Genomic DNA, 12542 nt, shown 5'->3' on the forward strand with positions numbered 1-12542 from the left:
CCGGAAACATGTTCAAAAAACTTGCAATCGGTGCCGCGTTTGCTCTGGCCCTTGCTCCTGCTGCGTCCTACGCGGCAGGTGGTGGCGAGCAGCATATCGAGGACTTCCACTTCTCGTTCGAGGGGCCATTCGGAACCTGGGATCAGAACCAACTGCAGCGCGGTCTTCAGATTTATACCGAGGTCTGCGCAGCCTGCCACGGCCTGAGATACGTGCCCCTGCGCGACCTTGAGGCGCTGGGCTATTCGGAAGAAGAAGTTATTGCGTATTCGGCGGCCAACTTCGAAGTGTTCGATCCTGAGCTGGACGATTTCCGCCCGGCCATCCCGACCGACCACTTCCCGGCCAATGACGGCGTTGGCGCACCGGACCTGAGCCTGATGGCCAAGGCCCGCGCCGGTTTCCATGGCCCCTACGGTCTGGGTATCAACCAGCTGATCAAAGGCATGGGTGGTGCGGAGTACATCGCCTCGCTGCTGGACGGGTACACCGGCCACGAAAAGGAAGAGGCCGGCACGGTCCTGTACGAAAACACTGCCTTCCCAGGTGGTTGGATTTCGATGGCACCCCCGCTGGCGGATGATCAGGTCGAGTTCACCGATGGTCACCCGGCCACGGTTGAAGCCATGTCCGAGGACATCGCCGCCTTCCTGATGTGGACGGCCGAACCGAAGATGATGGAGCGCAAATATTCCGGCTTCGTCGGCGTGATCTTCCTGTCGCTGCTGTCGGTGCTGCTGTACCTGGTCAACAAGCGCCTGTGGGCCGCTGTAAAGGGTAAGAAGAAGCACTAAGCGCTGATGATCTTCCTTAGAATTAAGAACCCCCGCGCCACTGGCTGCGGGGGTTTTTTATTTGGGGGGGGAAGGGGCCAGCCCCTTCTTGGCCTGCGGCCAATTCAACTCCGAGGTATTTTGGGCCAGATGAAGAGCGGATCAGGCAGTGAGTTGGGTTTTGGTGGCGCCAGTGATTGTGGCGGTCACGATCTGCCCTTCTGTCTGAGGGGTTCCGAATGACACCTCGGTGAATTGTTCGGTGCGGCCCATATTGGGGTTTTCCATCAGGATATGATGGGTCCTGCCGATCTGCTGGGTCAGGTGCTTGGCCACCTGAGCGCCACCCGCCGTGCGCAGCCGGGCGGCCCGGTCCTTGATGATGGTGCCGTTAATCTGCTGCGGTATGCGGGCCGCTGGAGTGCCGTCGCGCTTGGAATACGGGAAGACGTGAAGCCAGGTCAGATCGCAGTCGGTGACCAGCTTCAGTGAGTTTTCGAAATGCGCCTCGGATTCGGTCGGAAAGCCCGCGATGATGTCAGCGCCAAAGGTCATCTCGGGGCGCAGCTTGCGCGCCTCTTCGGTGAAACGGATGGCGTCGTCGCGCAGGTGGCGGCGTTTCATCCTTTTCAGGATCAGATCATCCCCGTGCTGCAGCGACAGGTGCAGATGCGGCATCAGACGCGGTTCGGTTGCGATGGCCTGCATCAGGTTTTCATCCACTTCGATCGAGTCGATCGAACTGATCCGCAGGCGCGGCAGGTCGGGAACCAATTTGAGAATCCGCATCACCAGATCGCCCAGCTTCGGCTGTGCCGGCAGGTCGGCACCCCACGAGGTCAGGTCAACGCCGGTCAGAACCACTTCGTTATAGCCGCGATCCACCAACCGCTTGATCTGGTCCACCACCACGCCCGCAGGGACACTGCGAGAATTGCCGCGGCCATAGGGAATGATGCAGAAAGTGCAGCGGTGATCACAGCCATTCTGGACCTGCACATAGGCGCGTGAGCGAGTGCCAAACCCGTCGATCAGGTGACCAGCGGTTTCGGTGACCGACATGATGTCGTCGACCTGTACAGCTTCGGTCTGGCCGATGAAATCCGCGGCCATGCCTTTCCAGGTATCGGGTTGCATTTTCTCGGTGTTGCCGATGACGGCATCGACCTCTTCCATTCCGGCAAAGGTTTCGGGTTCGGTCTGTGCCGCGCATCCCGTCACGATCAGCCGCGCATTCGGGTTTTCACGGCGCAGCTTGCGAATCTCCTGCCTTGCCTTGCGCACCGCTTCGGCGGTCACGGCGCAGGTATTCACAACAACGGCATCGGTCAGGCCTGCCTGTTGCGACAATTCCTTCATTGCCTCTGTCTCATAGGCATTCAGGCGGCAGCCCAGAGTGGTGAATTTGGGGGCGCTCATCCCAGCGTCCTCAGAAACTCGGGCGTCAGGGTACCCGAGAACACGTGGCAGGTGGGTCCGGTCATCCAGACGCCATCCTCGCGCCAGTCGATCCAGATGGTGCCACCGTCCAGGTCGATCTGCACCTTACGCCCGGTGAGGCCGCGCCGTGCGGCGGCAACGGCAGTTGCGCAAGAAGACGAGCCCGAGGCCAGCGTGATGCCCACGCCTCGTTCCCACACGCGCATGCGGATATGATCTGGGCCGATGACCTGCGCCACCTGCACGTTCGTGCGCTCGGGGTAGAGGGGGTGGTATTCGTACCGCGCCCCGAACTCGGTCAGAGGGATGGCCTCGGCGTCCTCGACAAAGAAGGTACAGTGCGGATTGCCCATTCCGGTGGCGGTTGGCCCACCCTCGATCGGCAGCTCCAGCGTTTCGACTTCTTCGGCCAGCGGAATCTCGTGCCAGTCCAACTGCGGCGGCCCCATGTTGACCGAGGTCAGCCCTTCGCCTGCATCGCGTGCGTACAGGGTGCCGCGTTCGGTTGTCAGTGTCAGTTCGGGTTTGCCGGTTTCCTCCATCAGGAAACGCGCAATACAGCGCGTGGCATTCCCACAGGCGGCCGAGGTCGATCCGTCGGCGTTGTAGAACACCAGGTGCGCATCCGATTCGCCGTTTTCAATCACCGCCAGCTGGTCGAATCCGACACCAAACTGCCGATGCCCGATTCCCCGCGCCAGAGCCGGCGCAATCTCAACACTTTGCGCGCGCGCATCGACAATAACAAAGTCATTGCCTAGTCCGTGCATCTTCATGAAGGGCAAACCGGAGGTCAGTATTCGTTGCATGGCGCGCATATAACCCTGCGCTTGAAAGGAATCCACCCTGCGGTGAAGATTCCTGAAAAAAGGGGTTGACCCCCCCGCGCCACCTGCCTAATTAGGCCGCCTATCGGGTCGCCGGAAACAAGTTAAGTGAAGGCGAAACGAGGCGCAAAATAAAGGCTTGAACCCGGACGGGAAAATGCCTTAGAGAGCGCCACGGATCAACAAGATCCAGACAAAAGAGTGGGCCGTTAGCTCAGTTGGTAGAGCAACTGACTTTTAATCAGTGGGTCGCAGGTTCGAATCCTGCACGGCTCACCACTTTTTTCAATAAAAACAACAGGTTACGTAAAGCCAAGTTGATCGTGCCACGGGAGGCACGGCTTGCCGGAAGCAATGCGGAAGCACTGCGACGCAAACAGTGATGTGACTATCGGATCACATCACTCCACTCTGAGAATGTCCGACTGCGTTTTGAAGAGGCTTGGCTTAACACGGAGTATCTTCGGTATTTTGTTGGCGATATTTAAGCCAACTTTTTTATCAACGATGCTCGGGCAATACGTGCGCCAGCTATCCATGCTTCTTCGACTTCTCTGAGGAGCTGTTGTTTCTTGGCGTCAGAAGGGCCGTGGATGATCGCTGATCGAACATCATAGAAGTGTTTTACTTCGGCCTTTATGCTATCCCTTTCTTCTATGTTGTCGCTCAGAAGTGCTGCGGATTGGTTTTGAAGAAACTCGCTGATGTTTCGTTTTGGGGGCCTGAAGATTCGCTCAAAAACGACCGCAACATCCAAGATCCTATCCTGTTTCGCAAAGCGGCCATCGCGGGCTAAGGCTTCCGCCAATCGGTAAACTGCAGGAGCCAGATCTGCGTAAGCAGTGTTACTCCGGCGAGAGAACAAAGTTCTCGCCTCATGAATTTGTTTGTTGCTGGCCTCTTTCAGCTTGTCGAAGGGATTGTACAAATGACTGATCGAACGACCCTTATGACGCGATCCTGGTCTGTGACCTTGTCCGAGTAGTTCAGATGCCACTCGTGAGATGCAGCCCTCTAGAGTCATTATCCAAGAAACACGAGATCCGACCAACACAGCCAATACGTTGGCGAATTCCTCCGCCCAGCGATGGAACAGAGGCGGCGGCATCCGGTACTCGCTATCGCATAACGAGTACTTGTTACGAACCAGCGGGCGCCAGCGAAACTTGTGCACAATGGCAAACACGCCCTCCATTCGACGCCGATCAACATGTTCAGGAGCCACTTCCCTAAGCCACTCACGATCGACATATTCTTCAATTTGGCTAAACGGGAACAGTGAGTACCCCTCGCCCAGATCAATCTCTTTTTCGACGCAAATCCCAAAGTACAGAGCGACGTTCATCCCTATATTTGCAGCTGCGGTCCGAAGCGGAAGTACATTGGTCTCCGGTGCTGTCAGTAGAAAGTTCAAGTCCGAAGCAGTTCTTATGAACCCCTCAGTAGTTGACGTCGGGTTTTGCGCCATTTGACCAACTATGAACTGATATAGGCTGGTGAGCGTTGCTGAGTTAAGAATCCCTATTTGGACATCGTCACAAGGTATCCTACGCCCCAGTGCGCGGGCTATGATTGGATGGTCTCCCAATACACCACGTACTGGATTGAGGGCCGTTGTCAAAGGCGCAAAATACTCAGCATTCCCAAAGCGCGCCGAATATCGTGCCCCATTGTAAACGGCTAGTAGATCATTGCTGGGAAACGGAGTTTCGTCTTGGTCGTTGAATGACACCTTGGTGGGAAAACCGTTAGCTTCCCAGAATCTTTGCAGGAATGGTTTCTGTGCTTCGGACAAGCCAACAAGGCTATTGGCAAGTCTATGTTTCCAGAGTTCTTCGTTAAACTGCTCTATGTTCACGTATTTCTCTCATAGCAATTTCAGAGGGAGTATTGCATCAAGAATCCAATCCACAAGTCTGTAAGTTGCCAGCACGTTTCTTGCACCGCTCAATCCGAAGGCCTTAGCGTATTGAGATGCAATTGTGACCTTACCCGGCAGCTGTATTGCTACGTGTTGCCAGATGGCCTTCTTCTACCTCAGCGAGTGGCTTGTGTAAGTTGCCGTTTCTGTGCAGAACTGGGATCGATATGCCAAACCAATTTTTTGTTGTGAGTCCGATACTCCACCCCTGCACCCTCATCAAGGCGTCGCCGATCACCTTGGGCGATAGAGTCTCTGTGCGAACTATAAGAAATGAGCACCTTGGGGCGATCTTAAAGAAGTCACCGAGCCATGCTGCGCTTATCAAGGCAAATTCCAAGTCCATCATTATAGACTGCCAGAATACGCCACCGGACCATCAGGCTATCCTTAATGATTTGTTAGCTTGCACCTTCGCTTTAAATGCATTTTCCAGTAAGGGGTCGGTAATTCACCACAAACCAATTACGATACGCTACAACAAGGTCCATCTCGCTACAGAAGTTCATGATTACCAGTCCATTGCCGCTGCCGACGATCATAGCTTTGCTGTAAAGGGTGGCACTAAGCCCTCCGACATATCGGCGATCTATTCGAGTGTTAGAAAGGCGATAAAAAAGGACCCGACATTCTCGATAGCTCTTCGCCGCTTCAATGCGTCGATGGCAAAAAACTCTCCAGAGGAAAAAATAATCGATCTAGCAATCTGCCTAGAGTCTATGTTTGCCAGTCAGACAGAAATCGCTTTTCAGTTTTCTTTGTATAATGCAATTCTGGCTGAGGCCAAAGCTGTTAACCGCCATGCAACCTTTAAGATTCTGAAAAAATTCTACTCTTGGCGAAGCAAAATAGTCCATGGCACTCAATCAATGGATCACGAATGGTTTGACGCTAACTGGAGCAAGATTGTTCAACTGGCGACCTTATCAATTCTATCGAAGACTGACTTCATATCTGAGAACGACCCAAAGAACTGGCGCGAACACCTTGAGAAGTTAGCGCTAGGCGTGAAGGAGGAGGCAGCATGAACCGACGCAAAAAGTCGCCAATTCAACTCGACGTTCTCGTTGACGATGTTTTGGGTGTTAGGGTTGCACGGGGATTTGCAAAGCTCTCTGACCTCTCTAGGATGTCGAGACCTGACATTTACGATGCAAAAACAAACCCAACGGGTACTCAGAGGGACTTGAGCCCTAAGCACGCGCGTGATGCATACAGCTACGTACAGGAAGAAGAATTAGCGTTCTGGCCAGAGGTCTTCTTAGCCCTGAGGGACGACTCGCACGTTGCTTTGAAACCAACTTCGAAGAACTCTTCACTTCACAAGATTGAAATTGATATCGATGCAATCTCGAAGGCGGATAATATTCAGATTTCCCGTATAGACGGAAACCACAGGCTTCATTTTGCTGATGGTAAGACCGAAAGCTACCCGCCAATTGAGAAGGTCGTATCCTTTTGTCTCGCTCTAGCGATGACCCAAGATGAAGAGATCAAACTGTTTAGGGACATAAACAACAACCAGCGGAGGATGAACACTAGTCATTTAGATAATATCAAACTCCGTTTGTCGTCGGCTACCGAATTGGCGCGGAGAGATCCTATGCTCTACATTGCCAACAAGCTTCGCGATGACGCCGATAGTCCGTTTTTTGGTGTTGTGTACGACGGAGGAAAGTCTGACGTAACCCGGTTCATGCCTTTGAGAAGCCTCAAGACTGGTCTAGAGTACATGTTTTCAAGGCCAACAAAATTGACTGCACTTGACGACCGTGACGTTCAGGCCGCCGTTGTAAAGAACTACTTCTTGGCCCTCAAAAAGTGGCAGCCAGATGCTTTCAAGAAACCGAAGGAATTTCTTCTTTTGCGCGGCGCAGGTTTTTGGGGCGCTTGTTTCCTTGGAGCAGAAGTAATCGACCGTGCCTTGGGTGAAGGGAAGTACAAACCTGAAGATATGGTCAGAATTCTGAAGTCTGGACCCGATTGGGACTGGGGTAAAACCGGTCCGTTTCAGGGTCTCAGTGGTAGAAGCGGTGCCGTACGAATTCGAGACTCAATTGTGGCCGAGTTAGAAGACAAAGAGGGTGTTTCGCTTAGGTCTGTTATGAAACGCATCGCTGATGAGTTGTAGGCAATAATCTAGAGTGGGGCATCGCTTTCTAAGGAGCCACGAACGTAGACTGACTCGCGTATTTGCTCTCCGACCACAGAAGATTGGGCGAGTCCAAAGCTAGTGACTATGAGGTGAGATGCAACAAGCGTCCGTGGGTCCACCCGGCCACAACAGGGCAATAAGCGAGTGGTCTTTGACGGTTTACGCGACAAAACGATACTTGTTCCTTGCTTCATTTAACTTATGAGCCGCGCGCTCAGAATCGGCCGTGATATTCTCTGAAAGCCTGCCACCAATCTGAACCATGAAATCACTCAACTCACTTTCCTGAGTATCTTCCAGTGCGGCCAGAGTGATACCAAGGCCCGTCAGTTGCGCTGTTATCAACCTAATTTGCTCAGTGCGATGTACGTGCTTTATGCTGGTGGCGTCGACATAGCTACGCATTTCCTGCAAGTCATCCTCCGACGATCCAGCAACCAAGTCCCAAATTTCATGATTTGGCCACCGGGCGCGATTGCTGTCATCAGGATCAGGCTCACAGTAGCGTATCTTCTGCAATGCCTCGGAAATGACATCGCCGAACATCGCGTCGAATTGAGGCCATGTCCTGATCTGCCAACGATCCTTGAGCAAATCCTTTCCGGCACGCATCTCAATGCGCCAAACCCGGCTTTGAGAGGCATCAGAATGGTCCAAAGGTGCTGAACCGTCCCGCTCTAGGTTGGCGTTCCAGATATCCCACCAGATCGGCTATTTCTTATCGACCACTTCGCGACGCTTGTCATAGATAATGACCTGCCGCCCCGGCATTTTACCGACAGTGACGGATGTGAACTGACCAGATTTACCGTTGCTGCGCATATCGTCTTGAGCGGTGAGATAGTCGGCACGGTTCGTGTGGCTGTGAATGACGAAGTTTTCGGGAACGAGTTCAAACTCTGGTGCAAGGATATCGACACAAAAGTCGGCGCGACTGATACTAACTTGATGCGACTCAAAGCGGATTCCGAGCCTAGTTAGGGTCTTATCTATATATGATCGCGCGTACCCAAGGCCTTGCGTTGCAAGAAGCGTCGAACCGACCGAAACCCGAATGCCCCACGGGTCGCGCGGATTTGGTTTCTTGAAGAACCAAGTGACGTCCAAAGGGCCGCCTTTGAGGATAAAGCAATATCCGTTGCCGCCATGCGGCAAGAGATCAAAATCCGCTCCACCATAGCTGAAGGGAACCGGATGCCGTTCTTCCTCGGCTCTGTCACGTTCAGTACTAAGCGAGTCGAAAAGCTCCTGAGAGATATTAGCTTGAATCGAAAGTGCGATGGTGTCGAATCCACAATGAACAACTTGCACTATTGGGGTCTCCTTGGGTTCCGGTATTTCCAGAGGGGGGTGCTACAATCACCCCCCTCTTTCGGCGAATGCCGCGCGATTTGGTTGAGGTTTGGAAAGGGGCGGGCGCTAGCGCGCCCTTCGATAGTGCCTCCGGCGGGGCAGCTATTGTTTTGGGGCCGGGCTGTGAGCCCGGCGGATGTCATTTGCTAGCTGCAGCTTGCTTTCGTGAAATCCAATTTTCTGCACGTTCCGCGCATTTGGCGACGTTGAGCAGGTCGTTATGCGAGAAGGCGGCGGTGGTGCGCCAATCACCCTCTGTATTCTTATAGGACCGCGAGATGTCGACGGAAAAGAACCCCTCATTGTCCCAGATCGTTGCGGTAATGAGCCCGATTTTGAATTTGAAAGCGGGTTGCTGTGTCATGATGAACTCCGTTTTTGAACCGTCTGGCAGACACAGAAAAGGCGCGAGGTGGCGACACCCCGCGCCCCTGAGAGCCATCCGGCCCCAAAATCCCGCTCAGCGCTGCCAACTCTGAGCGGGCAAAACTCGAATGTCAGGAAGGGGCGGTGCTGGTATTGGCAACCCGCTTTTCAGCAATCCATTTTGAAGATCGCGGCGTGTGTAACGAACAGAGCGGCCAGAGACTTTGATGAAGAGTGGCCCACCACCGCGCACACGCCAATTTTGCAATGCCCGGATGGAGTAGCACAGGTAATCTGCAGCCGCTTTTTCGTCGATCAATTGATCAAGGTAGTCTGGGTTAGGTTGTGTCTGCATCTTCGCCTCCCTGTTCTGAAATGCGTTGAAGGCAGACTGCAGCGTTTTCAATTCAATCGGTAACACCACATAGGTTTTTTTTCACAACCTATGTGGTGTGTAATTATTCATGAATCTCGGAGTGCTCGATTTATGCGTTTTCCGAGTGCGACAGCAGTGCCGTAACTGCTCGACGCGTAGGCATCCAAAACGGCTTTTGCCAAATTAAAGAAATTGCCGCCAAACTCGTCTTTCGATGTCTCGTCTCGGTAGCAATGTGAGGCGGCGGAGTGGCTGGTTTCCGCTTCGTAGAGCGAAGCCAGGTCGATCAACAGTTGGTCAAGCGCAGGGTTAGCGCTGCGCTTCTTAACACCCTTGATTTCGTCCAATAAGTCTAACTCGACGCGGCACGCTTCAGCGATCTTGCGTGCCGCTGATTGAGCGCGATCCAGATTATCATCGTCTTCCGGGAGCGGTTGCTCGAGGTCAAAGACATCGAAATCCTGCCACCTGTCGTCAAGTGATTGGGCGTCCAAAACACTTTCCAGAGATTGCCTGATCTCGGGATGTAATGAGTCCATGGCAGCAAGGAAGCTTCTTGTCTTGTCATGCAGTGTGGATAGCTGCTTACGCCGGTGAACACGTGTCACTTGGGGCGTGTTGGCGAGATAACGTTTGTATCGCGTCAGAATGTGAACAAGCCGTTCTCGGAAGTCGTCTTCTTCTCGCTGCGCTCCGATCAGGATGCGCATCCTGTCTAATAGCTCGGTCGATAGGTTTTGGTCTACTTCGTCTCGAATGGTCAGACTGCACTCTATCTCTTCCACCACAGTCTCTGCTCCGTATTTAGCATTCAATCCCACGCGTCTCGTATACGTAGAAACATCACTTTGGAATGCCGACTACATAGGCCCACATGTATAAGTATACTTATACGTAGGGCGTCGCGGCTCCTGAGTTGCCCTCTATGTAATGTAGCTAACCCAACAACCCTTGGTGGTGTCGCAGGAGCACTGAACTCAAAGGCCCTAAATCATCACGACGCCCCGTAGGCTTTGCTCTATACGAACCGCAGGTTCAATTGGCGCTGAAATCAGCAAGCCGAGCAAAGTTGACTTCCGGTAATTTGCGGGGGAGGTCCACCAATGAATCATGCAGGCCGGTAACCCAGATTCTTGGAATCGCCTGTTTTACATGGCTGCTGACTTCAATCAACAGGTAAGACATCCACGGATTTTGTGGATAAGTACGCGGATAATTTGGTGTTGAGTACGCGTTTCATCTTAAAAACTAAAGGTTTCGCTCTGTTTGCCTAAAATTTAAGCGGCAAAATTCATATTTGTTTTACAAAGGTTTTTTGCGCCTTTTTTTCTCGCGTCAAAAATTAACTCCGGTATTGCGCGTTGTTTTTTGGCAACGCGATTGAGGTTCAGAGATTCGGTGTACAACCTTACCTAACGGCACCCGATCCAAATACCCGTCGATAAGTCTCGCTTTGCGACTTTACTGCCAAAGCGGCGGGTCGCAGCAATGTGAGGCTATTGAACGACCCGCAAAGGGGTGGTCCGGACGTCCTTCCGCACGGCGCGTGCCAGACGGGCTGCAACCGATCCCGCTGCCCGTTGTACCGCATCATCTGCCAGATGTGCATAGCGCAGGGTCGTGGTCAGGTTCTTGTGGCCCATAATCTCCTTAAGGGTGAACGGGTCGATCCCGTCTTTCATCGCCACTGAGGCATATGTGTGCCTGAGATCGTGTATACGGACATCGTCCAGACCTGCCGCCTTACGTATACGTCGCCACGGCTTTTGCAGGTTGTTGAGCGGTCCGGTCTCCGACTCGCCCAATGTGACGTAGGGATTACCCGGTTGCCGGGGCAGATCCATCAGGATGTCATAGGCTTCCCTAGGCAGGGGAATACGGCGACGTCCGGTCTTACTGTCCGGCAGTTCCAGATGGTGCGAGGTTACATAATCCCAGCGCAGCGTCAGAATCTCACTGAGGCGGCATCCGGTATAAATCAGCAATAGGAGGGCCGAAACCACGTAGACAGTCTCTGTGCCGTCTTCCAGCGCCTTTGCCAGCACTTCGCCAAGCCGTATCTGCTCCGCGTCTGACAGGTAGCGTTTCTTTTCTTCTTCACGGAACTTCTTGATCCGGCGCGCGGGGTTCGATCCCGGTTGCCGCAATCCCCAATCCTCGGCCAGATTGAACAGCTTCGACAACATCGCCGCCGCCCGGTTGGCCTGATAGGGCGTTTCGCGCAGCCCGTGATGAAAGGCGACCACATCGGCGCGAGTCACCTCGGCAATCGGGATTGGGCCAAGTTTGGGACGGATGAACCGGCGAATGACACTGTGGTAGTCGCGCGCGGTGGTCGGCTTGCAATGCTGGTCGACATATTCCTCTAGGAACCGGTCACAGAGACCCGCGACGGTTGGTGCGCGACGTTTGGCCTGTCTCTCGGCGGAAGGGTCCGACCCGCGCGCCACATCGCCCAAAAGCTGCTTCGCCTGCGTCCGCGCTTCCTCGGCGGTCAGAACGCCATGTTGGCCGATGGTGATCCGTCGCGTCCGACGTCCGGCCCGATACTGAACCAGATAGGTCTTTTTGCCGGAGGGGTAGACGCGCAGCCCAAAGCCACGCATGTCCCGGTCCCAAACGAGGTATTCCTTGGCCTCAACGGCAAATCCCTCAACTGCGCGTTTGGTCAGTTTGAACATATCCAGAACACTCCTTGCTTCCGGCCTGCTTCCGGAAGCTATACGGAAGCAAATGGCGGTGAATTCTAGAGTAATTCATGAATTCATGGCGCAGCGGAGGTCAACGTAAATATCTGTTTTCGCTATATTTTTGTCAGTATGGCGAAATCTGGCGAAATGCGGAGAAATGGCTCTGGCCGTTCTTTTAATCAGTGGGTCGCAGGTTCGAATCCTGCACGGCTCACCACTTTTTTCTTAGGGTTTAGCAAGAATAGGCGAGAATTTCTCACGCCTACAGCAACCACCTAGCACCGCCCGCACAATGCTCTGGGATATACACCACCGGCTCCGGAAACCATCGTTCAGATGGGCCAAAGGCCGGTCATGCACTAACAATCAAATTGGACCACCCAAGCGAGGCTGATCACCATCACAACAATCAAAAACCTCGTATAGCGCAGGAGCTTTCCATGACGGACAGCAAACTCTCTTCGCATGCCAAATTGATCGCCGACATGTCGTCCGCTCAGAAGAATCAAGTTCTGAACGATCACATTCGAAAAACAGGTGAGGGTGGGGTTGTCATGTTGCTATCGAGGCCGCGGGTGGACGGAACTTGAACCGTGGGATGCCCCGGCCGCGGGATGCCTGGAACTATCAGTTCGGATATC

General features: G+C 53.6%; 14 protein-coding genes and 1 tRNA gene. 5 read left to right on the forward strand and 10 right to left on the reverse strand.

Annotated features, from left to right (window positions below):
• Positions 1-8: 8 nt before the first annotated feature.
• Positions 9-794, forward strand: coding sequence for a cytochrome c1 (locus ACR1XY_RS08675; RefSeq protein WP_480592203.1), 786 nt, complete (start codon positions 9-11; stop codon positions 792-794).
• 141 nt (positions 795-935) lie between these two features.
• Here ACR1XY_RS08675 and mtaB read toward each other — a convergent pair whose 3' ends face one another.
• Positions 936-2192, reverse strand: a complete 1257-nt coding sequence (gene mtaB / locus ACR1XY_RS08680; RefSeq protein ID WP_480592205.1) for a tRNA (N(6)-L-threonylcarbamoyladenosine(37)-C(2))-methylthiotransferase MtaB — start codon at positions 2190-2192, stop codon at positions 936-938.
• Positions 2189-3031 (reverse strand): diaminopimelate epimerase, encoded by an 843-nt coding sequence (gene dapF, locus ACR1XY_RS08685; RefSeq protein WP_480592207.1) that lies wholly within the window; start codon positions 3029-3031, stop codon positions 2189-2191. The genes mtaB and dapF overlap by 4 nt, the downstream gene beginning before the upstream one ends.
• A gap of 212 nt (positions 3032-3243) precedes the next feature.
• Between dapF and ACR1XY_RS08690 the strand changes: the two genes are divergently transcribed.
• Positions 3244-3319, forward strand: a tRNA-Lys gene (locus tag ACR1XY_RS08690).
• A gap of 205 nt (positions 3320-3524) precedes the next feature.
• On the opposite strand, the gene ACR1XY_RS08695 is transcribed toward ACR1XY_RS08690, so the two are convergent.
• Positions 3525-4898, reverse strand: coding sequence for a hypothetical protein (locus ACR1XY_RS08695; protein ID WP_480592209.1), 1374 nt, complete (start codon positions 4896-4898; stop codon positions 3525-3527).
• Between the two features lie 230 nt (positions 4899-5128).
• Between ACR1XY_RS08695 and ACR1XY_RS08700 the strand changes: the two genes are divergently transcribed.
• Both ACR1XY_RS08700 and ACR1XY_RS08705 read left to right on the forward strand, forming a co-directional pair.
• Positions 5129-5989: a hypothetical protein gene (locus tag ACR1XY_RS08700; protein WP_480592211.1), complete on the forward strand. Its 861-nt coding sequence runs from the start codon at positions 5129-5131 to the stop codon at positions 5987-5989.
• Positions 5986-7092: a DGQHR domain-containing protein gene (locus ACR1XY_RS08705; RefSeq protein ID WP_480592213.1), complete on the forward strand. Its 1107-nt coding sequence runs from the start codon at positions 5986-5988 to the stop codon at positions 7090-7092. The genes ACR1XY_RS08700 and ACR1XY_RS08705 overlap by 4 nt, the downstream gene beginning before the upstream one ends.
• Positions 7093-7275: 183 nt before the next feature.
• On the opposite strand, the gene ACR1XY_RS08710 is transcribed toward ACR1XY_RS08705, so the two are convergent.
• From ACR1XY_RS08710 to ACR1XY_RS08740, 7 genes are all read right to left on the reverse strand, one after another.
• Positions 7276-7773 carry a hypothetical protein gene (locus tag ACR1XY_RS08710; RefSeq protein WP_480592215.1) on the reverse strand — a complete coding sequence of 166 codons (498 nt, stop codon included), beginning with the start codon at positions 7771-7773 and terminating at the stop codon, positions 7276-7278.
• Between the two features lie 54 nt (positions 7774-7827).
• The gene (locus ACR1XY_RS08715; protein ID WP_480592217.1) at positions 7828-8427 is read right to left on the reverse strand and encodes a hypothetical protein; all 600 of its coding nucleotides are present in this window, start codon (positions 8425-8427) and stop codon (positions 7828-7830) included.
• 181 nt (positions 8428-8608) lie between these two features.
• Positions 8609-8833 carry a hypothetical protein gene (locus ACR1XY_RS08720; protein WP_480592219.1) on the reverse strand — a complete coding sequence of 75 codons (225 nt, stop codon included), beginning with the start codon at positions 8831-8833 and terminating at the stop codon, positions 8609-8611.
• A 96-nt stretch (positions 8834-8929) separates the two neighbouring features.
• Positions 8930-9190, reverse strand: a complete 261-nt coding sequence (locus ACR1XY_RS08725) for a helix-turn-helix transcriptional regulator (protein ID WP_480592221.1) — start codon at positions 9188-9190, stop codon at positions 8930-8932.
• Positions 9191-9297: 107 nt separating this feature from the next.
• Positions 9298-9996 (reverse strand): hypothetical protein, encoded by a 699-nt coding sequence (locus tag ACR1XY_RS08730; protein WP_480592223.1) that lies wholly within the window; start codon positions 9994-9996, stop codon positions 9298-9300.
• A 250-nt stretch (positions 9997-10246) separates the two neighbouring features.
• Entirely contained in the window at positions 10247-10396 is a 150-nt protein-coding gene (locus ACR1XY_RS08735) for a hypothetical protein (protein WP_480592225.1), read from the reverse strand.
• Positions 10397-10707: 311 nt separating this feature from the next.
• On the reverse strand, positions 10708-11892 hold the full coding sequence (locus tag ACR1XY_RS08740) for a tyrosine-type recombinase/integrase (RefSeq protein WP_480592227.1): 1185 nt from the start codon (positions 11890-11892) through the stop codon (positions 10708-10710).
• A gap of 449 nt (positions 11893-12341) precedes the next feature.
• Here ACR1XY_RS08740 and ACR1XY_RS08745 point away from each other — a divergent pair, with 449 nt between their 5' ends.
• Positions 12342-12491, forward strand: a complete 150-nt coding sequence (locus tag ACR1XY_RS08745) for a hypothetical protein (RefSeq protein WP_480592231.1) — start codon at positions 12342-12344, stop codon at positions 12489-12491.
• Positions 12492-12542 lie beyond the last annotated feature (51 nt).

Source organism: Ruegeria sp. AD11(2025), assembly GCF_056542405.1.